The sequence below is a fragment of the Paeniglutamicibacter sp. MACA_103 genome, from assembly GCF_045798555.1.
In the GTDB taxonomy this organism is placed as follows: Bacteria; Actinomycetota; Actinomycetes; order Actinomycetales; family Micrococcaceae; genus Paeniglutamicibacter.
In genome coordinates this window covers 52,922-75,915 of sequence record NZ_JBIXLN010000016.1, presented here as the reverse complement: position 1 = coordinate 75,915, position 22,994 = coordinate 52,922, and the positions used below count along the sequence as shown (strand labels likewise).

Genomic DNA, 22,994 nt, shown 5'->3' with positions numbered 1-22,994 from the left:
TCAGCCCGGGAGACCCAGCAGGGAAACCAGGGCGGATTCCGGGCTGAAGTCCGTCGGGCCGGGGCAAATGAGCGCGGCGGCGGCGCCGGTGGCCAGGGACGTGAAGACCGCGCCGCAATAGCCCGGCCCGGCGCCCCCGTGGCCCCAGAGCCGCAGCCGGGGGTCGATCATGACCCCGGCGCCGTAGCGCGGTTCGCGCCAGGGGGCCGGCGCCTTCACGGGGACCGAGTCCAGGAACGCCGCGCGCATGGCCGGGGAGAGCGCCGAGGGGAAGAGCGGGTTGGCGTCCGAGAAGAGGTCCCCGAAGGCCAGCAGGTCCGCGGGCGTGGAAAACGCGGCCCCGGCGGGTCCTGCCCACAGGGTCGAGTACCCGGACACCGTTAGCGAGGTTTCGGGTTCCGGATAGCGCGTCGAGGCCATGTCGGCGGGCTCGAAGATTTCCCGGTGCAGGTACTGGCCCAGGGACATTGCGGTGACTTCCTCCAGCATGGCCCCCAGATGCCAATATCCGGTGTTGCCGTAGGCGAATGCTCCCGGCACTCCCGGGGTGCTGGCCGCGGTGATCGCCTCCAGGTCCCAGGGTTCGCCGGGGTCATCCCGGACGGCCCGCAGGTATCCGGGGTGCGCGGTGTAGTCGCCCAGCCCCGCGGTGTGCGTGAGGACCTGGGCGATCGTGCAGCCCGTCGGGGCGCCGGGCAGCCGCGAGGCCAGGGGATCGGCGAGCCCGAGCAGCCCGGCATCGACGGCACGCAGGACGCCGGCGGCAACGAACATCTTGGTCACGCTGAAGACCGGCAACGGCTCGGCGGGACCGGACACGTGCATCCGGGCGCCGTCGCCGGGGCCGCGGTAGGCCGCCACCGAACCGGCGGGAAGCTGCCGGAGAAGTGCCTCGAAGGCCAGCGCGTCGTCCATGGGTCCGAGCCTAGCCCCGCGGACCGCCTGCACCCGGAAAAGGCGCGGCCCGGGGATTGGGGGTGGAAGGAAATCCACTGCCCAAACCCCGGGCCGCGCCCTGGGTGCCGGGTCCTCACCCGGCCACGTGCATCCGTGCTACTTGCGCACCTCCACATCCACCACCTGGGCGCGGTTGCCCGAGGCGTTGTGCAGGTGCAGGAACAAGGCCTTGGCGTCCGTGGTCGCCGAGGCGATGGTGGCGGTCAGCTTGTTCTTGTCCAGGTCGGCAAACACGGTCCCGGCACCGGCGAAGGACAATTCCGGGGCGATCGCATTGAAGTCGATCCAATCGGTCTCGTCCACCGGAGCCAGGGCGCCGGACTCGTCGGAGTTGTAGAAGGAGTAGGTGCTCACGCGGTAGGAGATCGGTGCGCTTGACCCCTCGAGGCCCAGGGCCGCCAGGGACACCGGGAAGCTGGCCACGTTGGTGTCGAAGGTGTTGGAATCGACGTCACCGGTCAGGCCGTTGAGCAGCTGCAGATCCACCTGCTCGAAGGACTGCAGGCTGTAGGTGGCCACCAGGTCGGCATCCAGTTCGTCGACATAGGCGTTGAAGGTGATGAAGTCGGCCACCCCGTCGCCGTTGGTGTCGATCTCGATGTCGACCTCGGTGGCACCGGCCAGGTGGGCCCAGTTGCCCCAGGTGCTGACGCCGAAGTTCAGCAGGCCGTCCGCCGCGCCCGTGGTGGGTGCGGTGGAGGACGCACCGACGTGCTGCAGGTCCATCTCCCGTGCACCGGGAACGTCGTCCACGCTGTCGGGCAGGCGGACCGAGGAGGCGCCGTGTTCGAAGGCGGACACCAGCGATACCACCTGGGTGTCGCCGGAACCCGCGCGGACGTCATCGCCGGCCAGGTCGATGGTGCCGGAGGTGGCGCCGGCGGCGAGCTTGATGCTCTTTGCCGCCATGTCGGAAACCAGCTTCGGTGCCGCATGGACCGGGACGCGCAGCGTCGGGGCGCTGGAGCTGCTCAGCTCCACGCGGCCCGAGACATCGGCGACCCAGGCCCGCGGCAGGCCGAGCTGCACGCGGTCCATGGTCGGGTCGATGGTCTTGGCGTACTTGCGCGCGTCGACGTTCAGGGTGACCTTGACCTGGGTGCTTGCCCCGGCCTTCAGCGTGACCTTGCTCCGGTCCAGGCTGTAGCTTGCGCCCGGGATCTCGGTGGCCGGCACGTACTTCACGTTGTAGGTCTGGGTCTCATCGGACTTGTTGACCACGGTGATGGACTTGGCGGCCTTGTACTTGGTCTTGTCCACCTCGACGACGCCGAAGACCACGGTGGTCAGGTCGGGGTCCGCCGTGGCGTAGGCGTAGGCCGGGGTGCTGATCGCGGCATCGGCGACGACCCGGCCGGAACCCACGCGGTTGGGGCCGTAGGCCTCGCCGTTGGCGGCCAGGATGTCCACCGTCGCGGTGTTCATCACGATCGACTTGACCTCGAGGGCGGTGTAGTTTCCGCTGCCTGCAACCAGGGCGGCGATGCCCGCGGTGTGCGGGGTCGCCATGGAGGTGCCGGACATGACAGCCGGGCCGGTGCCCGTTCCGACGCCGACCGATCCGATCAGCGTGCCGGGGGCGGCGACGTCGGGCTTCACGATGCCCTCCGAGCCGTGTACGCCGCGCGAGGAGGACGAGTTCAGCGTGTCCCCGAGCCCGGACTCGGCCGCGGCCGTTCCGACCAGGGCCGGATCCAGGGTGACATTCAGCGTCCCGGCCTGGGCGGCGGGCCGCAGCGAATCGGAGTGGGCCTTGGTGAACTGGGCGCCCGGGATGGTCGCGTTGCCGGCGATGCCGGCCTCGAAGACCGAGACCTCGGAGTCCAGGATGACGCCGGTGGCGCCCGCGGCCTCGGCGTTGTTGAATCGGGTGCCCGAGCCGCAGGGGAACTCGAGGTTTTCGCTCCACTGCAGCCAGACCCACTTGCCGCTCAGCGAGCCGGGTTCAAAGGCGGAACAGCCGAAGGCGTTGGCCTCCGGGGCCATGACGACCTCGCCGGTCAGCGTTGCCGGGTCGGCGGCGGTGTAGTTGAAGTTGGCCGAGTACTGGCCGGCCGCGGTTCCGGCGACGTCGGCCGGTGCATTGACGATGATGCCGTCGAGGGTGACCCTGGAAGCCACGGAGTTGGCGACCGTCAGCGAGGAGCGGGCGTTGCCCGGCGAGCCGCCGACGTCGGTGACGTCCCCGGCGTTGCCGGAGGCGACGACCGAGAGGATGCCGAGGTCGGTCAGCGCGTTGACGATGTCGTTTTCCGGGTCGTCCGCCGGTGCGTGGTCCGAACCGAGGGACATGTTCACGACCTGGGCGCGGTCATCGAAGTTGCCGTCGTTGTTGGGGTCCAGGACGAAGTCCAGGGCCTGTCCGACCACGGCCGAGGAGCCGCCGCAGCCAAAGACGCGGATGCCGACCAGCGAGGCTTCCGGCGCACTGCCCGGGCCGATGCGCATGCCCGCCACCTCCTTGGCGGTGAGCGTGGTGTAGTCCCCGGCGAACGTGGTTCCGTCGGCATTCACACCGTAGCCGGCGGCCGATCCTGCGACGTGGGTTCCGTGTCCGGCAGCGGCGCAGTCCAGCGGGTTGGAATCGGGATGCGGTACCGGCTGGTAGTCCGGTGCGCTCGGGTCGGCGTTGTAGTCGTCGCCCACCAGGTCCCAGCCGCCGATGAACTTGGCGGGGTCGTACAGCCCGGAGTCCGCGGCCGGCAGGTTGGGGGAGGACTGTGCCTCGGTGTAGGCCTGGAGGGTGCCGGGGCCGCCGAAGCCGGCGTGCGTGTAGTCGATGCCGGTGTCCAGCACCGCGATCCGGATGCCCTCGCCGGTCTCCTGCAGCGTGGTCCACGCCTCGAGGGCGCGGGTGTCGATGTCGGCGTTCTTGTTTTCCTGCGTCTTGGGCACGATCGCAGTGATCTTCTTGACGTCGGGGCGCGAGGCCAGGGCCCGCAGGGCCTCGGCGTCCCCGCGCAGTGCCACGCCCGGAAGGGAGTTGGTGGTCGTGTAGATGACTTCGGCCTTCGCGGCCTTTGCGGCGGCCTTTCCCTTGGCCGTGATGCCGGCGCGGATTTCCTTGACCTTGGCGGGGTTCTTGACCGATTTGCCGCGCGGGGCCTTGGCGCTGTCCGGCTGGGTGGCTTCGAAGGCGCCTTCACCCTCGAACTGCACGTAGACGGAGACCTCGCCCTTGGCCAGGGCCAGCGGGCCGGAGACCTTCAGGTTCTTCAGTGCCTTGGGGGCAAGTCCGCCAAGGGAAGGCGAATCCGATCCCGGTGCCGGGTCGATCGTGGGCGGTGCCGCAAGGGAAGGGACGGACATGGTGACGGCCAGGGCAAGCCCCGAGGCCGAAGCCAGGATCGTCCGCGCAAGTCTGTGACGACGCGGGTTGGACATGGTTCTCCTTGGTTCAGGTGGGAGTGATGCGGGCCGAATCCCATGACCGCTTAGCGGGGCCCGTCCCACGCCACATACTATGTGAGTCGCGGCACATATCAAGGGGTTGTTTGATATTTACCGAAAAATGTCACGGCAAATGACGAATTCCCCGGCGAGAGGTGCGCGGACCGCGTTGGCTCCCCGCCCGGGGCCACGGATCGACGGGCGATTGCCGGCCCGACGGCAAAGTGTCGGAAGCGATCGATAGCCTGTGGGAAGTCGGTGGATCTCTTGGGGAGGTGCACCGCCCGTAGCGCCGGCACCGCGCCCGGGAAAACGCGGTTGGCATCGGGCAAGGACGCCACCGCGACGACCCGAGAGCAGAGTGCCTGTGTTCCGGAAGCGTTTTGCGGGGAAACGCAAAAACGCTGGTCCCGTGCATGCACGGGACCAGCGTTTTAACCAAGAGGGGGCGGGGTGTGAACCCTAGCGTGCGCCGCCCTGCCACAGGGCGTCGAAGGGGGCCGCCGAGGAAACGCGGTTCTTGATGCCCTCGGTGACAAAGGCCTTGGCGTTGCGTGCGGCCTGCAGCGGGGTCTCGCCCTTGGCCAGTTCGGCGGTGATGGCCGCGGCCAGGGAGCATCCGGCGCCCGACACGGCGACCTCGCCGACCTTGGGGGCCGAGAGCACCTCGAGGGTCTCGCCGTCGTAGAACACGTCAACCGCGTCGCTGCCGGCCAGGCGGATTCCGCCCTTGGCCAGCACCGCCGCGCCGGAGATCGCGTGGATCTTCTTGGCCGCCGCGGTCAGGTCCTCGACGTTGTTGATGCTCATCCCGGACAGGGACTCTGCCTCGAAGTGGTTGGGCGTGACGAAGGTGGCCAGCGGCAGCAGGTTCGACTTCAGCGCCTCGTCGGTGTCCAGGGCGTGGCCCGGTTCCTGGCCCTTGCAAATCAGCACCGGGTCCAGCACGACGTTGTCCCATGCCTGGTCCTTCAGCGCAGCCGACACGGTGTCGATGGTGGCGGGGGAACCCATCATGCCAAGCTTGACGGTCTTCAGATCGCCGGCATAGCACGTCTGGATTGCCTCGAGCTGGTCGGCGATCACCTGTGCCTCGACCGGAACGAAGCGGTGGTTCCAGTTGTCTTTCGGGTTGAAGGACACGATGCAGGTCAGGGCGACGATCCCGTAGGTTCCCAGTTCCTGGAAGGTCTTCAGGTCGGCCTGGGCGCCGGCGCCGCCGGTTGCTTCGGAGCCGGCGATGGTCAGGGTAACGGCGGGACGGATCCCGGTGGAGGCAGAAGTCATGCATTCATTTTAGGGTGGTTTCCCTCTCACGCTCACACTCGCGGATAGGGCCCGGCCTCTCCAGGCTCCATGTATTGCGGCTATGCCTTGGTGAAGGTGGTCAGCTGCGTCGCATTGGACCAGCCGGCGGCGCGGTCGGCGCGCGTTCCGGCGGCGGTGTCCGCGCTGGTGACCAGGAAAAGCACCGGCAGGCCCTGGCCCGCCGCCGTGGCAGCAAGGTTTGCCAGGATCGCGGCGCGGAACTGTTCGGTGTTCGATGTCGTGGTGATGCTCGGATCACCCAACATCGCAAATCCCTCGCCAAAGCGGATCCTGCCCCGGCCGGCCGGGGCGTCGAAGTCCGCGACTTCAACCACGTCGTAGTCGTTCATGGGCGCTTCGAAGAGGGTTGCCGTTTCCGGTAGCGAGGCCACTTGCTCCACATCGTTGGCCAGGGCGACAAGCAGGACCCGTCGATCGCTCAGGCTCCAACCCTGCGAGGAAAGTTCCCGAGTGGTCGCCTCGTCGGGCGAGCCCAGGAATGTCAACCTGGTTTGACCCTGGTGCGCAGTGAGGCCCGGGTCGCCCACCAGCGTGGAGAGCTCTTCGGGCGTGGGCCAGCTGCACGTGATTTCGTAGTTGCTTCCGTCTGCGGCGAGACTGTGCAGGCATCCCGATTCGTCACGGACGACCGTGCGGTCACGAAGCAGGGCAAAGGAGTGGACCCAAGGCGGAAGGGTTGTGGACTCGAATGGCATCTTGCGGCTCCTGTCCCAATGACGGCAACGAACTTGCGGCTCTGGACACAAAATGCGCGCTGATCTGTGGTGACCGTTGCGCTTTCGCGCCCCTCTCAAGGCTTCTTCTCCGACTCTACGCCTGCGGCCGGCGAATCCGGGATTGTCTCTTCGGCAGGGCGCGATTTCGCGGCCGGCGAGGGTCAGGACGCGGTGCGCACCAGTGAAAGCACGTCATCGAGAATGCTGCGGACAACAGGCATGCGCGAGAGCACGACCAGGCGCGCGACCACCGGGGCGACGTTCCTGATGAGTCGGTGGCTGCGCGCAGCCCCGGGGGAGGTGTCGTAGGCCCAAAACAGGAAGATGCCGCGTTGGATCAACCAAAGCAACTGGGGCAGGTCCATGCGGATGGCCAGTGGTGGAAGGGGCCTGCTGGCCGCCACCACCTGGCGCCACAATCCGAGTTCGAGGGCTCGCTGCACGTTGCCGAGCTCGGCGTTTGAACCGGCAAAGGCCGTGCGGATAAACGCAGGTCCGAACTCGTGGAACGGCGTCATGATTTCCAGGGCCTTGTCCAAGGAAATGCGAAGGTTCATCTCCAAGTTGTTTCCCGGCACCAAAAGCGGCCACGTGGCAGAGCGGTGCTTCTCGAGCAGGTCCCGGAAAAGCTCGTGGACGATGGCGTCCTTGGATTCGAAATAGTAGTAGGCGTTGCCCAGGGAAAGCCCGGATTCCGTGGCGATTGAGCGCATCGTGGTTCCGGTGAACCCCTTGGTGGCGAAGAGCCCCATGGCCGTGTCGAGCAACAGCTGGCGGGTATGGGTGCTCTTGGCAGTCGGTTTCCTCACTGCGCTCCCTTCCGCGTTCGGCATCGGTTTCCATCATAACCAGTTTTGAACATGTTCAAAACATGGATTCCCGCGCCACGCAAGGCGAATCGCGGAACCCGGCCGCCCAAACGGACCCCGAGGGCGCGAAACCGCCGAAACAGGGCTGGGTAAGACATGGGATACTTGAACCTCAAGTGCTAATACAGCGAGTGGTCCCCACGGCCCCGATTTCCGCCCATGCGTCGATCGCTGCGGAAAACGTTGCCCCGGGACCGGCTTGGCGAACCACTTCTTCGATTGGGAATCACCATGGGCGAAAACACCGCCTCAGCAACACAACGTCCGAAGGCCTCGCGCGCGATCTTTGCGTCCGCGGGAAGCCCCTACTTTTCCACCGTGCTGGCATTGATGGCCGTCGTGGTCATCCTTTCCAACGTCGGTGCGGCCAAAGGTGTCACCTTCGGCCCCATCGTCACCGACGGCGGATTCTTTCTTTTCCCGCTGGCCTACATCCTCGGTGACGTCATTTCCGAGGTCTACGGCTTTAAGGTCGCCCGCCGGGCCATCGTCACGACCTTCGCGTTGGCGGCCTTCTCGACCCTTTGCTTCTGGATCATGATCCACCTGCCAGCGGCCGAATGGTACGACGGGCAGGAGGCCCTCGAACGCACGTTGGGTCCGGTCTGGCTCATTGTCCTGGCCTCGTTGCTGGGCTTCCTGGTCGGCCAGACCCTGAACTCCTGGGTCCTGGTGAAGATGAAGGAACGCTTCGGCGAACGCGGCCTGGTGGGCCGCCTGATGAGCTCGACCGGGGTTGGCGAATTCGCCGACACGCTGATCTTCTGCTCCATCGCAGCCACCGTCATCGGCATCACCGACATGCCCACGTTCATCAACTACGTGCTGGTCGGCTTCGTTTACAAGACCGCGGTGGAGTTCATCTTCGTTCCGGTGACCACGCTGGTCATCCGCTGGTTCAAGCGCCGCGAGCCCAGCTACGAGGTGCAGGCTCCGGTGGCGGGAACCGCCGCATAGGCAATCCACGCCACGAATTACGGGGACGGCGGCCCTTCGGCCGACGGGCGAAGGCCGCCGCTTCTTCCTTTGACCGGGCCGTCGGAACCTCGACGGCCCTCTATTCGAGCGGTGGTTCTCCGCGCCGGCGAACCACCGGCAAAAACACCCCCGGCACATTGCGGCGCATGCACCGCGACTGCGCCTAGTCTGGGCACATGGAACTACTCACGGCCGCCGGGCTGAGCTCGGCCGCGGGCCTGAACGCATATATTCCCTTGCTGGTGCTGGGGCTGCTCAACCGCTTCACCTCATGGGTGGCGCTGCCCGAGGGCTGGGGCTGGCTTTCCAACGGCTGGGCCCTGGGCATCCTTGCGGTGTTGCTGGTCATCGAGGTCGTCGCCGACAAGATTCCGGTCGTTGACTCGGTCAACGACGCGCTGCAGACGGTGGTGCGCCCGGCCTCCGGAGGGCTCGTCTTTGCCTCCGGTGTCGGGGCCGAAACCGTGGCGGTGACCGATCCCGGGAACACCTTTGGCTCGGCCCAGTGGATGCCGCTGCTCATTGGTGCGGGGATCGCACTGGTCTTCCACCTGCTCAAGTCCGGGTCGAGGCCGCTGTTGAACCTGGGCACCGCCGGGGTCGCGGCCCCGGTGGTGAGCACGGCGGAGGACGGGGCATCGCTGGGATTGAGCCTGCTGGCCATTGCCCTGCCCGTGCTGGTGCTGGTGGCCGCGGTGGGCCTGGCCGTGCTGCTGTTTATCGGCATCCGCAGGCTGCGGCCGAGGAAGGGCGCCGCCGCGGGCTAGGACCGTTTCCGCGGATCAGAGGGAGACTGTTTCCAGTCCCTGCGGGTCCGGGGCACCGGCGTAATAGCGGGACATGACCATCTCCTTGAGCTCGTGGAAGGTGCCGTCCTCGATGGCCAGGCGGGCGTCGTCAACCATCTTCACCACGAAGCGCTCGTTGTGGATCGAGATCAGCGTGTGGCTCAGAAGTTCCTTGGCCTTGAAAAGGTGGTGGATGTAGGCGCGCGTGTAGTGCTGGCAGGTGTAGCAGTCGCACTCGTCGGACAGGGGAGTGAAGTCCGTCTTGTAGCGCTGGCCCGAGAGGTTGAAGCGGCCGTAGGGCGTGTAGAACGCGGAGTTGCGGGCAACGCGGGTGGGGGAAACGCAGTCGAAGGTGTCCGCGCCGTTCTCGATGGCCGTGAAGAGGTCGTCGGGCTCGGAAATCCCCAGCAGGTGGCGCGGCTTGTTTTCCGGAAGCTCCTGCGCGCACCAACCCACGATGGTGCCCAGGTTTTCCTTCTCCAGCGCACCGCCGATGCCGAAGCCGTCAAAGGCCATGGCACCGAGGTCCCGGCAGGCCTGGCGGCGCAGGTCCTCGTACTGGGCGCCCTGGATCACGCCGAAGAGCGCCTGGTACTCCTTGCCGACGCGTTCGTCGGTGAGGTTGAAGTGCTCCTTGACGCAACGCTCGGCCCAGAGCCGGGTGCGCTCGAGGGACTCGACCTGGTAGCCGCGGGAGTTCTGCAGCGTGGTCAGCTCGTCGAAGGCGAACATGATGTCGGCGCCGATCTTGTGCTGCACGTTCATCGACACCTCGGGGCTGAAGCGGTGCTTGTTGCCATCGATGTGGCTCTTGAACCAGACGCCGTCGTCGTCCACGTTGGCCAGGCGTTCCTTGCCCGGGGCCACTGCGTCGTCGGGGCCGGACTGGTCCACCGACTTCATGTCGATGACCTTCTTGAACCCCGAGCCCAGGCTCATGACCTGGAATCCGCCGGAGTCGGTGAAGGTGGGCCCGGACCAGTTCATGAACCTGCCCAGCCCGCCGGCCGCGTCAAGGATGTCGGGGCCCGGCTGCAGGTAGAGGTGGTAGGCGTTGGCCAGCACGGCCTGCGCGCCGAGCTCTGCCACGGATTCGGGCAGCAGGGCCTTGACCGTCGCCTTGGTGCCCACGGCAATGAAGGCAGGGGTCTTGATTTCCCCGTGCGGGGTGGTGATCACGCCCGTGCGTCCGTTGGATGCCGACCCGTCGGGACGTGTCAGCCGGGTGCCGAGCTCAAAGGAGAACTCGGCCTGGCGCGGATGGGGAGCGGTGGCATCAAAAGAATCGTTCTGCACCTACCTAGTGTGCCGCATGCCCCGGCAGGGCGGGAAAAATACCCGCGTGCCATCGCTCACCCCTGGCTATTTGCTCGCTCACAAGTGACACCATGGCGCGCGCCGGGCGCGTAGCGTTTGACAGTAGGTGCATCAAGACAACGAACCAAGAGAGCGGCGACGAAGCAAACGCATGGGTAAGAAATTTGAGGACCTGCTGACCCTGGGGCCGGCACACAACGACCACTGGATTGCCTTGCGCACGGGCATCGGCGTGTTCGTGCCGCTTTTCGCGCTGCTGGCCATGGACCGGCTGGACCTGATGATCTTCGTGATTTTTGGCGCCTTCACCGGCGTCTACGGACGCGTGCCCGGATACCTCAATAGGTTGGTTGCCCAGGCCAAGGCAGGCGCCCTGTTCCTGGTGGTCATCGCGCTGGCGGTGCTCGCCTCCAATTTCCTGGTCGACCACTCGGACCCGGTGCGCAGCGCGTGGACGATCGTTGTCCTGACCACCGTGGTCTCCGGGGTGTGCGCCGTCGTCACGTCCTTCCTGCAGCTGCGGCCGGGCGGCTCCCTTTTCCACATCTTCGCCTTCGCGGCGATTGCCTCCATGCCAAGCCAGCCACCGGCCGGCGAATCCATGGTCGCGGCGTCGGCTGCGGTGGTGCTGTCCATCGCCATCGGGTTCTCCGGGATGGCCTTCCCCCGCAGCGCGGGCTGGGGGGAACGTGTTCGGCCGGCGGCCCTGTCCGCAACGGTGCGCACAGCCATCTGGTGGGAGGCATTCTTTTACCTGCTGGCCGCCGGGGCCGCCGGGTCCATTGCCACCTTGTTGGCGCCCGCGTTGTCGACGGGGCACAGCTACTGGGCGATGGTGGCCGCGGTGGTCCCCTTGGTCGGGCACACCACCCGGCATCGGGTGCGCAGGGGCATCCACCGTATCCTTGGCACCCTGACCGGCCTCGTGCTCATGGCCGCGATCATCGCCTTCGCGCCACCGGTCTGGGTGCTGCTGATCTTGATCGGGCTGCTGCAGGTCTTCGCCGAACTGTTCATCGCGCGCAATTACTTCATTGCACAGATCTTTGTGACCCCGCTGGCCCTGGTGGGCGTATCCATCGGGTCCGGCGTGACGGACGGGCTGCTCTACGACCGGGCCCTGGAGACCGTCATCGGCGCCGCGGTCGGCGTTTCGGTGGTGCTGCTCGGATCCCTCTTCGGCTCATGGTTCCGGCGTCGCCTGCCCGCAGCCCCCTAGGACACGACTTTGACGTGCAAGGATTGGGGCATGAACGACATGGATCTGGCCCAGGCCGAACGCACGGACCTCGCCGACTTCCTGGGAACCCTGGACGCCGGGCAGTGGGAGGCCCCGTCGCTGTGCGAGGGCTGGCGCGTGCGGGACGTCGTGGCGCACGTGATCTCCTACGACTCCCTCGACACCTTGGGGTTGGTGCGCCGTTTCGCCAAGGGCCGGCTGGTGAAGGCCAACCAGGTCGGAGTCGACGAGATGCGCGGCCTCTCGACGGCCGAACTGCTCGAGACGTTTCGGGCGCACACCCGTCCCCGCGGCCTGGCCGCGGGGATCGGCGGCAGGATCGGCCTGGTCGACGGCATGATCCACCACCAGGACATTCGGCGGTCCCTGGGCCTGCCACGGGAGATCCCCGCGCAACGGTTGCATCGGGTCCTGGAGACGACTCCGGGCAATCCGCGGCTGGCGCCTTGGCGGTGGATCCGCGGATTGAGGCTGGCCGCGACGGACCTTGACTGGTCCCATGGCAAGGGTCCGCTGGTCTCCGGCACCGGGGAGGCCCTGCTCATGGCCATGGCGGGGCGCCCGGTTGTCGTTTCCGAGCTTTCCGGGGAAGGTGCGCCGGCCCTTGCGGCCCGCCTAACCGGCCGGTCGGCCCGCTAAAACCCACACGAGGGGCCGGCGCTTCCCGGCGTCTTTAGCGGACGTAGCCGACGTGGGCGAGGGCCTGGCGGACCAGGTTTTCGCGGCCCCCGGCGAACTCCTCCTGGATGTTCGGGCTCAGCGCCTCCTCGGGCGTCAGCCACGTCAGTTCCAGGGCGTCCTGGCGCGGGGAGCATTCCCCGCGCACCGGCACGATGTAGGCCAGCGCCACGGCGTGCTGCCGTTCGTCGGTCAACCCGGTCTCCGAGGGGGAGGGGAAGTACTCGGCCACGGTGAAGGGGGCAGGGCATGGCGGCAGCTGCGGCATGGCCATGGGACCCAGGTCCTTCTCGATGTGGCGGGTCAGCGCAGCGCGGATGGTCTCCCGGTACATCACCCGGCCGGAGACGAAGGTGCGCAGCATCCGGCCCTCGGGATCGGCGGTGAGCAGCAGGCCGATCTCCGTGACGTAGCCGAGCGGATCCAGGCGAACCGGGATGGCTTCGATGTAGAGCATGGGCAGCCGGGCACGGGCCTCGTAGAGGTCCTCGTCGGACAGCCAGCCGGGATAGGGATCCGGAGTGCGAACGTTCATGTTCCCATCTTGGACCATCCGTGGGCCGGCGGGCCACGTCGCGGACCGTGTTGTGTTATTCCCGGCATGTTTTTCGTTTTCGGGAATCAACCGGAGCCCCCCGACGCTAGAATGAAATGTTCCGCAAAAGCCCACCCACCACTTTTCATGGAAGAGGCCACTACCCGTGACCGAGACCAGCACCAAACTCAACCCCAAGGACCTGGCCACCATCACGGTGCTGATCGTTTCCGCCTTCGTGGTGATCCTCAACGAAACCATCATGAACGTGGCGCTGCCGGTCCTCATGCACGAGTTCCAGGTCAGCGAGGAAGCCATCCAGTGGCTTGCGACGATCTTCATGCTCACCCTGGCCGTGGTCATCCCGGCCACCGGTTTCCTGCTTCAGCGCTTCAGCACCCGCGGGGTGTTCATGCTGGCCATGGGGCTGTTCTCGCTGGGCACTCTGCTTGCCGCGGCGGCCCCCGGCTTCGAGCTGTTGCTGGTCGCCCGCGTCATCCAGGCCTCCGGAACCGCGATCATGATGCCGCTGCTGATGACCACGATCCTTGACCTGGTGCCCGCCGAACGCCGCGGGATCATCATGGGCAACGTGTCGATCGTGATTTCCGTGGCACCGGCCATCGGCCCGACCATCTCGGGCCTGATCCTGCAGTTCCTGAACTGGCGATTCATGTTCCTGATCGTGGCCCCCATCGCACTGGCCGCGCTGTTCATTGGCGCCCCGCGGTTGAACAAGACCGCCGAGGCCTCCACCATGCCGCTGTCGATACCCTCGGTGATCCTGTCCATCCCCGCCTTTGGCGGGCTGGTCTTCGGTCTCAGCCGGCTCTCGGCCAACGGGCTGGATGCGCAGACGCTGGGCATCCTTGTCATCGCCGTGATGGCGTTGGTGACCTTCACGATGCTGCAGCTGCGCCTGCAGAAGAAGAACCACGCCCTGCTGGACCTGCGCACCTTCAACTACCGCCCGTTCACGCTGTCCCTTTCGCTGATGGTGCTGGCCATGGTTGCGCTCTTCGGCGTCATCATCCTGCTGCCCCTGTACCTGCAGAACGTGCGCGGGCTCGACACCTTGTCCACCGGGCTGATGCTGCTGCCCGGCGGGCTGCTCATGGGCCTGCTGGCACCCTTCGTGGGGCGCATCTTCGACAAGGTGGGCCCGCGCCCGCTGATGATCCCAGGCACCGTGATCCTGACGCTGGTGCTCTTTGGCTATTCGCGCCTGCTGGGTGCCGAGACCGAGATCGGCGTGATCATCGGGTTGCACCTGACCATGTCGCTGGCGCTGGCGCTGATCTTCACCCCGGCGTTCACCACGGCACTGAACCCGCTGCCGCATTCCCTGCACTCCCACGGTTCCGCCGTGCTCTCCACCCTGCAGCAGCTCGGCGGCGCGGCCGGCACCGCGTTGCTGGTCGGCGTCCTGGCCTCCCGCATCGCCGCCGGCGACGCAGCCGGGATCGACCCGATCCAGGCGCAGATCAACGGGTTCTCCGCCGGATTCACGGTGGCCTCGATCTGCGCCGCCGGCATGGTCGTCATTGCCCTCTTCCTGACCAAGGCAAAGGCGCCCGCCGCGGCGACGGTCGAGGAACACGCGCACTAGGACCCGTCACCCGGTTTCCGTGACACGATTCCCCTGCCGTTCCCCGTTGCGGGAAGCCGCAGGGGAATCGTCGTTTGTGGCGTCATTCGCGGTTCAGGCGACGACCTCCCCGGTGGGACGCCCCTCCGGATCCAGCATCCAGCCCATGCGCTTGAAGGAATGCACGCCCACGCACGCCTCGATGATGTCGACACCGGGGACCCGGGCGGCCAGCCTGGCTTCGAGGTCGGCGATGTCCGCCGCGGTGCGCAATTGCATCATGAACGTCATGTTCGCCGCCCCCGTCGTCGAGGCGCAGAGCCGCAGGGTCCGATGTTCCATCAGGAACGCGGCCACGTCGTCCGCCGTGCCCGCAGGGACCTTCGCGAACCACTGCACCGTCAGCGGGTAACCCGTGTAGTGGCTCGCCAGCTCGCAGCGCAGCGTCACCATGCCGGTCTCCAGCGCGGTCCGCAGCGCCCGGCCCGTGGTGGAGGGGTGCTGACCGGTGGCCTGGGCGATTTCCGAGGCGGTGGCGCGTCCGTCGCGCATCAGCACCCGCAGCATGGGCCAAAAGGTGGCGGGGATCAGGGTTGGCTGCGCCACCCGTGGTTGGGCCAGACGCTGCAGCTGGGCCTGCTGCACGGGGGCGAGGACATCGAGCCGCCACACATTGCCGGTGGCATAGAGCTTGGTGCACAGCGAGACCTTGGTGCGCTGGACGCCGCGTGCGGCCTTGATGCGCGGCAGCACCTCGCGGGCCATGGTCAGCCAGTCCGCGGCCAGGCAGGTGAGCCGGAAGTCGGCACTGCTGGTCGCGTCGTCGACGGTAAGCAACTCCGGGATGGCGCAGAGGTCGACGCGCGCCTGGTCAACCAACGCCGGATCGGCCACGACGTCGATGAACGCGGTGCAATGCTGCTCGGGGTGGCCGCCCAGGTGTCCCAGGATCCAGGCCATGCGGTCCTCGCGCAGCCGGGACCAGCGGGCGGAGAGCGTCGCCGGGTGGCGCCCGAGGACCGCCCCCAGCTCGGCCCAGCTGGCCCGCGGCGCGATTTGCAGCGCGTTGACCAGCTGCAGGTCCTCGACCGGCAGTTCCATGGGGACCCCTTTTTCATCGCGTGCACGGAATCGTGGTTTGAAGGCCACCTTGTGCAAATATCCGTGAATCTTCCTCCATTATCCCGGCCGTGCCTCACGATCGATAGTGACATGGCTCACCAATCGGAGGGCCGGGGAATCCAGGACGGAGGCAGCAGGGCATGGACGACAGCAAAGCAATCCCGCAGGACGCACGCGAACGTGAACCGGAGATCGTCCGCCCGCGCCACGCGCTGCACCGCGAGCGCGCCACACCGGCTCCCGGTCCGGAGGCCGCGGCGGCCGGACACAGCCACTCCCCGCACGCACGTTTTGATGATTCGGTGTGGGGCCGCGGTACCGCGCCCTGCACGCAGCCGGCCACCGCCGGGCTCGCTTCCCTCGCAACTCGCTGATTCCCCCTCTCCCACACAGATCCAGGACCCAACTCCCATGAGCATCAAGGCACCGCTGGCCCCGGCCGGCACCACCCAGAGCACCGAACGGACCCCGCACGGGGCACCCGGCCAGTCCACCCTCAAGACCCTGCTGGGCATTGGCGCGGGCAATGCCGTGGAATGGTTCGACTGGGCCATCTACGCCACGTTTGCCTCCTTCATTTCCGGCCAGCTCTTCTCCAAGGCCGACCCGACCTCCGCGTTCCTGGCCACCATGGCGATCTTCGCCGTCGGCTTCGTCGCCCGCCCCTTCGGCGGTGCCTTCTTCGGCCTGATCGGTGACAAGGTCGGCCGCAAGGCGGCCATGACCATGGCCGTGGGCCTGGCCTCGGTCGGTTCGCTGATCATCGCGATCACCCCGACCTTCGCCAGCATCGGCGCCGGCGCCTCGCTGATCCTGCTGGTGGCCCGCCTGCTGCAGGGCCTGGCGCACGGCGGCGAGATGCCCAGCGCACAGACCTACCTCGCCGAGGTGGCCCCGGCCCCGAAGCGCGGGTTCTACTCCACGCTGATGTACTTCTCCGGCACCGCCGGCATCGTCGCCGGCACGCTGCTCGGCGCGATCCTGACCGTGGTGCTGACCAAGGAACAGATGGGTGCCTTCGGCTGGCGCATCCCGTTCGCCGTCGGTGCGCTGATGGGCCTGTACACCCTGATCATGCGCTCGCGCCTGAAGGAAACCGAGCAGTTCGAGGAGCAGAAGTCGGCCAAGGCCGCGGCAGGCAACAAGGGTCCCTCGGTGTTCTCGCAGATCATGGCCAACTGGCGCCAGTCGCTGCGGGTAATCGGCCTGACCGTCGGGTTGACCGTCGTTTACTACATCTGGTCCGTCTCCACCCCCGCCTACGCCATCGCCAACCTGAAGATGGATCCGGCCACCGCACTGTGGACCGGCGTCGCCGCCAACCTGGTGTTCATGACGGCCCTGCCGTTCTGGGGCAAGCTTTCGGACCGCATCGGCCGCCGCCCGGTCCTGCTGATCTCGGCACTGGGTGCCGCGGCCCTGCAGTTCCCGATGTCCTCCCTGGTGCGCGGCGAAGCCTGGCAACTGTTCATCGCCATGTCGGTGATGCTCATCTTCATCGCCGCCTCCGCCTCGATCGTTCCGGCCGTCTACGCCGAACTGTTCCCCACCGCGATCCGCACCATCGGCGTGGCCATCCCCTACGCCATCGCCGTGGCGGCCTTCGGCGGCACCGCTGCCTTCCTGCAGGCCGGGTTCAACGCCTGGTTCGGAATCCCCACCGGGGGCACGGTCTTCGCCGTCTACTCCATCGTCCTGCTGCTCGTCAGCGCGCTCACCATCTACAAGATGCCCGAGTCCGCGGGCAAGGACCTGCGCGGCTAACCACCGGGCACGAGCAGCGCAACACCCCCGCAAAAGGTGCGGGCCATCCGGGATCCCCCTCGGACGGCCCGCACCTTTTTGCACGGGCGGGCAACGGGGGTATTAGTCGCCTACCCCGCCGGATCGCGAGGCCGGCGGAAGAGCCCGGGCAAAAGTGCCTACCAGTGGGCGCGCCAGTATTGCGCGGCGAAGGGCACCTGTTCGCGCGGAGCACCCAGTTCGGCGGCGGCAACCGCCGGCCAGTTCGGGTTCTTCAGTGCCGCGCGGCCGATCGACACCCCGTCGGCCGCCCCGGTGACCAGCACCTGCTCGGCCTGGGAGGGGTCGTTGATCATGCCCACGGCACTCACGAAAGCCCCCGGAACCGCCCGCTTCACGGCTGTGGCCAGCGGCACCTGGAAGCCCGGGCCGCTGGGTCCGTGGTACCTGCCGATCCCGGCACTGGAGAGGTCGAAGGCGGTGACGCCCAGCTCGAAGGCCTCGGTGGCGAAGCGCACGGTGTCCTCGATCCTCCACCCGCCCTCGACCCAGTCGTCCCCGGAGAAGCGGATGGCAAGCGGCTTGTGCGCCGGCCAGGCGGCACGCACAGCGGTGATCACCTCGCGCGCGTAGCGGGTGCGGTTCTCGAAGCTGCCGCCGTACTCGTCCGTGCGGGTGTTGGTCAGCGGGGAGAGGAACTGGTGGATCAGGTAGCCGTGGGCGCCGTGGATCTGGACGACGTCGAACCCCGCGGCGTCGGCACGCCGCGCCGCATCGGCCCAGTCGCGGATCGAGGCGGCGATCTGCTCGCCGGTCATGGCGACGGGGGAGTCGAGCCCGAAGGCCTCGGTTTCCGAGGGACCGGTGGTTTCCCACCCGCCGTCCCGGGCCCCCAGGCTTCCGACCCGTCCGGCGGCGGCGGCCTCCGGCAGCCAGGCGTGGGTCGAGGCCTTGGCGCCGGCGTGTGCCAGCTGGATGCCCGCTGCCGCGCCCTGGGAATGGATGAAGTCGACGACGGGTGCCCAGGCCCGTGCCTGGGTGTCGTTCCAGATGCCCGCGTCCCGGTCGCTGATGCGGCCCTGCGCGGTGACGGCGACGGCCTCGGTGAAGACCAGCCCGAAGCCCCCGGCGGCGCGGGCGCCCAGGTGGGCCAGGTGCCAGGCATGCGGTACGCCGTCGAGGCTGGTGACCGAGTACTGGCACATGGGCGCCAGCACCGTGCGGTTGCGAAGCGTCAGGCCCGGGCCCTCGGGTGCGGCCAGTTGGACCGGTGTGAAGAGTTTGCTCATGCCCGGTGGCAACCGGTGCACCGCCCGGGCTATTCCCGCGGCGCCCGGCCGTCCGCAGGGTGGTGGCGTTCGGTGATCCGCAGGTCCCCGCCGTCGGGGTGCGGCACCAACAGTGTCCTGCCGTGTGCTCCCGCGGCGAACCGGGAGTCAAGCCCGGCCGCGGCCAACCGCGCGGCCAGTTCCCCGGCATCGCCGTGGATGCCAAACTCGAGGTCGACCCCGGCGGTGCCGGCGGCACGGACCTCTACGTAACCGCCATGTTTGGCCCTGAAATGTGCGCCGGGGGCTCCCGGGCCGCCGGGGGATTGAACCGCGCCGATGTTCCGCAGCGTCTGCGCGGAGCCCGTGACGTCAGGGGTGTTCCACACCGCCAGCACGCCGAGCGATCCCGCAGGTGCCGGACCCGATCCGGCCGTGACATTCGCATCGACCGGGGTGGCAGTGAACTCCAGCCCGTCATCGGCGGTGATGTGCCCGATGGGTCCGGCTTCCGCGCGGCGCAGCAGCACCTCGGTGCCGTCGCTGCGGGTCCACTGCGCAAACTTCTCCAGGTCGCGCACCTCGAAGCCCAGATCGATGGCGAAAGCCTGTGCCGGGCGGATGACCACCCGTCCCGAAGCGGCGGCAAAGCACCGCTCCCCGGCGGTGTCGTGCCGCAACTCCGCAAGGCCCAGGGCCAGGAGCAGCTCGGCCCAAGCCGCGGCATGCGCGGTGTTCACCACGGGGCGGACACGCAACATCAGCGTCGCTCCAGGTATTCGGCCAGTGCCTTTTCCACAAAGGCCGAGAGGCTGCTGCCGTCATCGATGGCGGCGTGCTTCACGCGGCGGACCAAGGGTGCCGGAAGATAGACATTGAATTGGATCTTGTCGCTGTGTTCGTCCTTGCTTGGTGCCATGTAACGGATGCTAGCAATATAGCCACTTTTGCCACAAGGCCTTCGCCGGGTGTCCCCCTCCGGGGGTGGAATGATGAGTCCATGGCAATCCTCCTGGAAGAACTGTTGCTGCCCGATGCCGCCGCGTGGCGGGCCTGGCTGGACGAGCACCACGACAGCCATCCGGGCGTGCGCCTGGTGCTGCACAAGAAGGGCGGAACCACCACCGAACTCACTTACGCCCAGGCCGTGGACGAGGCCCTGTGCTTTGGCTGGATCGACGGCCAGCGCAGCGCCCGCGACGAGCACACCCACTACAACCGGTTCACCCCGCGCACCGCGCGCAGCAAGTGGTCGACCAGGAACGTGGCAAACGTGGAGCGGCTTGCCGGGCTGGGGTTGATGGCGCCCTCCGGGATCGCCGCGGTGGATGCGGCCAAGGCCGACGGGCGCTGGGACGCCGCCTACGAGGGGCAGGCCACCGCGACACTGCCCGAGGATTTCCTCGAGTCGCTCGCCGGGCACCCGCTGGCGCTTCAAAAGCTTGAAACGCTCAGCGCCACGGAGCGCTACGCCATCTATTACCGGCTGCATGCCGTCAAGGGGGCCGAGACACGGCGGAAGAAGATCGCCGACTACGTCGCCAGGCTCGACGCCGGGCGCGGGATCTTCTAGCGCGACGGCCCGTAGCGCCGCACGAAGTTGCGCAGGATCAGCGCCGGCCACTCCACCTGCGCGGCCAGGGCCTCGTCGTGCAGCCGCTGGGCATCGTGCGGTGGGAAATAGCCGGCGTCGCGGTAGATCAGGATGCGCTGGGCCAGCCCGGCCGGGTCGAGCTCGGGATGGAACTGGGTGGCGTAGAGGTTCGTCTTGACCCGAAACATCTGCACGGGGCAGGCCGCCGAATCCGCCAGCAGCACCGCCGTTTCCGGAAGCACGGAGACTGCCTCCTTGTGGCCCACAAAGGCATCGAATTCCTGGGGCAGCCCGGCCAGCAGCGGATCGCTGCGGCCCTGAGCGGTGAGCCGGATGCGCGAGGTGCCCACGGGCTCGCCGAAGTGCGTATCGATTCTCCCGCCCTGGTGGGTGCCGAGGGTGCCAACGCCGTAGCAGGCACCCAGGAACGGGAAGTCCTCCTCCACCAGCACGTCGAGCAACCCGGACAGGTCGGACTCGCAGCGCTGCTGCGTCGGGGATTTCAGCGAGGGGTGGTCCGAGGCGTTGAAGGGGCTGCCGCCCAAGATGATGCCCGGGCAGTCCTCCAGTCCCAGGGCGCCAATGGGGCCGAGGGGTGCGCGGTCCAGCCGGATGACGCGCAACGCATCGGCTGCCAGCCCGCCGGCGGCCAGGACCCCGCGCACCTCGTCGGATGCGGCCAGGTCGTGTTCCCTGGTGGAAACCAAGATGAAGCGGCCCATGGCTGCAGTCTACTTCCCGGGTTGCCCCGGGCAAGGTGCGGTGCCCCCCTTCTGTCTTGGGGCTTCCCGGTCTAGTCTGTAGTGAGTTAATGGCCACTAACCCAATCGAGGGACCGGCGCAGTACCACCGACGAAGGGAACCACACCATGCTCATCACCGACTCAGTCGCACTGGTCACCGGGGGCGCCTCGGGCCTCGGGGCCGCCACCGCACGGGTGCTTTACGACGCGGGCGCCCACGTGGTGCTGGTTGACCTGGCCTCCGCGAAGGGAGACGCGGTCGCGGCCGCGCTGGGGGAGCGGGCCAGGTTCGTGGCCGCCGACGTCACCGACGAAGATCAGGTCAAGGCCGCCATTGCCGTGGCCGGCGAACTCGGCCCCCTGCGCATCGTGGTCAACTGCGCCGGGGTCGCCACCCCGGGCAAGGTGCTGGGACGCGAGGGAGTGCTGCCGCTGGCCAATTTTGAGAAGGTCATCGCCATCAACCTCACCGGCACCTTCAACGTGGTCCGCCTGGCGGCCGAGGCCATGGCTGCCACCTACCCGGCAGTCGATCCGGACACCGGCACCTCCGAGCGCGGGGTCATCGTCAACACCGCATCGGTCGCGGCCTTCGACGGGCAGATCGGCCAGCCCGCCTACGCCGCCTCCAAGGGCGCGGTGGCCGCCATGACGCTGCCGCTGGCCCGCGAACTTGCCCGCCACTACATCCGGGTCATGACCATTGCCCCGGGCATCTTCGAGACCCCGATGATGGCCTCGCTCTCCGCCGAGGCGCAGGCTTCCCTGGGCGCCCAGGTGCCGCACCCGGCACGGCTGGGCAAGCCAGCCGAGTATGCGGCCCTGGTGGCGCACATCGTGGCCAACCAGATGCTCAACGGGGAAACAATCCGCCTGGACGGCGCCATCCGCATGGGACCGAAGTAGGTAGCGTGGCAGCTACCGCAGCGCCCGTTCCCGGGGCTCAGTGGGGCAGCAGCTCCCCGGCGCGCACCGGGACCTCGAGCTGGTTGCCCGGGACCGGGGCGGGGCACACCGCATGCGGCGAGAACGCCATGGGATAGTTCAGCGTGCGGTTGAAATCAATGCTGACGGTGCCGTCGGGCCCCGGTGCCTTGACCGCGACGAAGCGCCAAGGAGCGGTCTGCACCCCGTTGGTCTTGTCCCGGAAGGTCAGGGTGAGGGAACCGTCGACATTCTGGGTCGCCGCCAGCCGGGCAGGGTGCCCGGCCAGCTCGAATTCGACGTCGCCGATCAGTTCGGCCTTGAGCTTGGTGTCGGCGCGGAAGCTGTCGATCGGAACGACCCGCGGGGCGTGGAAGGCGGTGTAGCGCCCGGGAACGATGAAGGCCGGGTCGTAGTCGAAGACCGGCACCCCGGTGAAGGCCCTCAGCCGGGGATGGGTGCGCTCGCGTGTGCGGATCATGTACCTGCCCCCGCGCACGCCCAGCTCCACCAGGGTGTCGCCGTGGCGGATGAAATGCATCGACTCGTCCTCGTGCAGGGACCTCTCCAGCGGCCCGAGCACCGGGTCGCCGTCCGGGGTCGTGACGGAGTCCGCTGCTTCGAAGGTGGCCCTCGCCGCGACGGCATCGGCGCTCCAGCTTCCGGGCACCAGGTCCAGCGGACCCGGGGACTCGGGCAGCCACTGGTAGCTGCTCAGCGATAGCCACCCGAACGGGACCGCCAGGCCTTCTTCGCGCATGCGGCGCCACTGCATGAATTCTGTTGGTGCACTCATGGCATACAGTGTGCCACTTCCGCGCGCTGGGAGGACCGGCCCTCGCCGGGGCGGTGACGAGGTGAAGGTGCGTCGGGGGCACGCACTAGGCTGGTTTCCATGCCTTCCTATCGCGCCCAGTTGAACATCATGGGGCTTCGGCCCGGGAACGCCCCCGAAGCCGTCATGGATACCGCCGTGGGCTCCTTGGCCGCCGCCCACCATGTGGATGCGAACCAGCTGGACGTCGTTGCCGGGGTTCCGCGGATCACCGTGCGCTACACGGTGGAGGAGGACGGGAACCCCGATGCCCGCGCCATCGCCTCGGCCGCGGCCATGCGCGCGGCGGTGGAAAAGGTGGGGCTGACCGAAAAGCTGGTGGTGCTGCGCCGCACCCGCGGACGCTGGATCACGCTGCGGCGCTAGGCGCGCAGCGGGAA

Annotated in this window: 23 protein-coding genes; 10 read left to right on the top strand and 13 right to left on the bottom strand. The window is 67.8% G+C overall.

The annotated features are described in order from the left end of the window. The 5 genes from ACIPVK_RS09730 to ACIPVK_RS09710 form a co-directional block, all read right to left on the bottom strand. Complete coding sequence (locus ACIPVK_RS09730; protein ID WP_407611776.1) at positions 1-915, bottom strand: serine hydrolase domain-containing protein; 915 nt, start codon at positions 913-915, stop codon at positions 1-3. A gap of 138 nt (positions 916-1,053) precedes the next feature. Beyond that, on the bottom strand, positions 1,054-4,341 hold the full coding sequence (locus tag ACIPVK_RS09725) for a S8 family serine peptidase (RefSeq protein ID WP_407611775.1): 3,288 nt from the start codon (positions 4,339-4,341) through the stop codon (positions 1,054-1,056). Between the two features lie 468 nt (positions 4,342-4,809). Further along, entirely contained in the window at positions 4,810-5,634 is an 825-nt protein-coding gene (locus ACIPVK_RS09720; protein ID WP_407611774.1) for a hydroxymethylpyrimidine/phosphomethylpyrimidine kinase, read from the bottom strand. A gap of 80 nt (positions 5,635-5,714) precedes the next feature. Next, complete coding sequence (locus ACIPVK_RS09715) at positions 5,715-6,371, bottom strand: hypothetical protein (RefSeq protein ID WP_407611773.1); 657 nt, start codon at positions 6,369-6,371, stop codon at positions 5,715-5,717. Positions 6,372-6,553: 182 nt separating this feature from the next. Continuing rightward, a complete protein-coding gene (locus ACIPVK_RS09710) occupies positions 6,554-7,201 on the bottom strand; it encodes a TetR/AcrR family transcriptional regulator (RefSeq protein WP_407611772.1) in 648 nt (215 codons plus the stop codon). 291 nt (positions 7,202-7,492) lie between these two features. Here ACIPVK_RS09710 and ACIPVK_RS09705 point away from each other — a divergent pair, with 291 nt between their 5' ends. Further along, positions 7,493-8,218, top strand: a complete 726-nt coding sequence (locus ACIPVK_RS09705) for a queuosine precursor transporter (protein ID WP_407611771.1) — start codon at positions 7,493-7,495, stop codon at positions 8,216-8,218. Between the two features lie 197 nt (positions 8,219-8,415). Then, complete coding sequence (locus tag ACIPVK_RS09700) at positions 8,416-9,006, top strand: DUF4126 domain-containing protein (RefSeq protein ID WP_407611770.1); 591 nt, start codon at positions 8,416-8,418, stop codon at positions 9,004-9,006. 15 nt (positions 9,007-9,021) lie between these two features. Here the strand turns inward: ACIPVK_RS09700 and tgt are convergent, their stop codons facing one another. Next, positions 9,022-10,323, bottom strand: coding sequence for a tRNA guanosine(34) transglycosylase Tgt (gene tgt / locus ACIPVK_RS09695; RefSeq protein ID WP_407611769.1), 1,302 nt, complete (start codon positions 10,321-10,323; stop codon positions 9,022-9,024). Between the two features lie 172 nt (positions 10,324-10,495). Between tgt and ACIPVK_RS09690 the strand changes: the two genes are divergently transcribed. Next, entirely contained in the window at positions 10,496-11,563 is a 1,068-nt protein-coding gene (locus ACIPVK_RS09690) for an FUSC family protein (protein ID WP_407611768.1), read from the top strand. 30 nt (positions 11,564-11,593) lie between these two features. Next, positions 11,594-12,223, top strand: coding sequence for a maleylpyruvate isomerase family mycothiol-dependent enzyme (locus ACIPVK_RS09685; RefSeq protein WP_407611767.1), 630 nt, complete (start codon positions 11,594-11,596; stop codon positions 12,221-12,223). Between the two features lie 34 nt (positions 12,224-12,257). Here ACIPVK_RS09685 and ACIPVK_RS09680 read toward each other — a convergent pair whose 3' ends face one another. Beyond that, complete coding sequence (locus tag ACIPVK_RS09680; RefSeq protein WP_407611766.1) at positions 12,258-12,797, bottom strand: NUDIX hydrolase family protein; 540 nt, start codon at positions 12,795-12,797, stop codon at positions 12,258-12,260. 166 nt (positions 12,798-12,963) lie between these two features. On the opposite strand from ACIPVK_RS09680, the gene ACIPVK_RS09675 reads away from it, so the two are divergent. Beyond that, positions 12,964-14,406: a DHA2 family efflux MFS transporter permease subunit gene (locus ACIPVK_RS09675; RefSeq protein WP_407611765.1), complete on the top strand. Its 1,443-nt coding sequence runs from the start codon at positions 12,964-12,966 to the stop codon at positions 14,404-14,406. A gap of 93 nt (positions 14,407-14,499) precedes the next feature. On the opposite strand, the gene ACIPVK_RS09670 is transcribed toward ACIPVK_RS09675, so the two are convergent. Further along, positions 14,500-15,486 (bottom strand): AsnC family transcriptional regulator, encoded by a 987-nt coding sequence (locus tag ACIPVK_RS09670; RefSeq protein WP_407611764.1) that lies wholly within the window; start codon positions 15,484-15,486, stop codon positions 14,500-14,502. Between the two features lie 161 nt (positions 15,487-15,647). Here ACIPVK_RS09670 and ACIPVK_RS09665 point away from each other — a divergent pair, with 161 nt between their 5' ends. Together ACIPVK_RS09665 and ACIPVK_RS09660 are read left to right on the top strand one after the other, a co-directional pair. Next, complete coding sequence (locus tag ACIPVK_RS09665) at positions 15,648-15,881, top strand: hypothetical protein (RefSeq protein ID WP_407611763.1); 234 nt, start codon at positions 15,648-15,650, stop codon at positions 15,879-15,881. Positions 15,882-15,918: 37 nt separating this feature from the next. Beyond that, entirely contained in the window at positions 15,919-17,271 is a 1,353-nt protein-coding gene (locus ACIPVK_RS09660) for an MFS transporter (RefSeq protein ID WP_407611762.1), read from the top strand. Positions 17,272-17,429: 158 nt separating this feature from the next. Here the strand turns inward: ACIPVK_RS09660 and ACIPVK_RS09655 are convergent, their stop codons facing one another. From ACIPVK_RS09655 to ACIPVK_RS09645, 3 genes are read right to left on the bottom strand one after another with little or no spacing between them, the layout of a single operon-like run. Then, positions 17,430-18,539 (bottom strand): NADH:flavin oxidoreductase/NADH oxidase, encoded by a 1,110-nt coding sequence (locus ACIPVK_RS09655; protein ID WP_407611761.1) that lies wholly within the window; start codon positions 18,537-18,539, stop codon positions 17,430-17,432. Between the two features lie 29 nt (positions 18,540-18,568). Beyond that, positions 18,569-19,279, bottom strand: coding sequence for a hypothetical protein (locus ACIPVK_RS09650; protein ID WP_407611760.1), 711 nt, complete (start codon positions 19,277-19,279; stop codon positions 18,569-18,571). Continuing rightward, entirely contained in the window at positions 19,279-19,437 is a 159-nt protein-coding gene (locus ACIPVK_RS09645) for a CopG family transcriptional regulator (protein ID WP_407611759.1), read from the bottom strand. Before ACIPVK_RS09645 ends, ACIPVK_RS09650 begins: the two co-directional genes overlap by 1 nt. An 81-nt stretch (positions 19,438-19,518) precedes the next feature. On the opposite strand from ACIPVK_RS09645, the gene ACIPVK_RS09640 reads away from it, so the two are divergent. Continuing rightward, positions 19,519-20,091, top strand: a complete 573-nt coding sequence (locus tag ACIPVK_RS09640) for a YdeI/OmpD-associated family protein (RefSeq protein ID WP_407611758.1) — start codon at positions 19,519-19,521, stop codon at positions 20,089-20,091. On the opposite strand, the gene ACIPVK_RS09635 is transcribed toward ACIPVK_RS09640, so the two are convergent. After that, entirely contained in the window at positions 20,088-20,834 is a 747-nt protein-coding gene (locus ACIPVK_RS09635; protein ID WP_407611757.1) for a glutamine amidotransferase, read from the bottom strand. The two genes, ACIPVK_RS09640 and ACIPVK_RS09635, sit on opposite strands and share 4 nt — an antisense overlap. Before the next feature lie 147 nt (positions 20,835-20,981). Here ACIPVK_RS09635 and ACIPVK_RS09630 point away from each other — a divergent pair, with 147 nt between their 5' ends. After that, entirely contained in the window at positions 20,982-21,761 is a 780-nt protein-coding gene (locus ACIPVK_RS09630) for an SDR family NAD(P)-dependent oxidoreductase (protein WP_407611756.1), read from the top strand. 37 nt (positions 21,762-21,798) lie between these two features. On the opposite strand, the gene ACIPVK_RS09625 is transcribed toward ACIPVK_RS09630, so the two are convergent. Further along, complete coding sequence (locus ACIPVK_RS09625) at positions 21,799-22,575, bottom strand: DUF1684 domain-containing protein (protein WP_407611755.1); 777 nt, start codon at positions 22,573-22,575, stop codon at positions 21,799-21,801. A 99-nt stretch (positions 22,576-22,674) separates the two neighbouring features. On the opposite strand from ACIPVK_RS09625, the gene ACIPVK_RS09620 reads away from it, so the two are divergent. Next, positions 22,675-22,980, top strand: a complete 306-nt coding sequence (locus tag ACIPVK_RS09620) for a hypothetical protein (protein WP_407611754.1) — start codon at positions 22,675-22,677, stop codon at positions 22,978-22,980. The last annotated feature ends 14 nt before the right edge of the window (positions 22,981-22,994 follow it).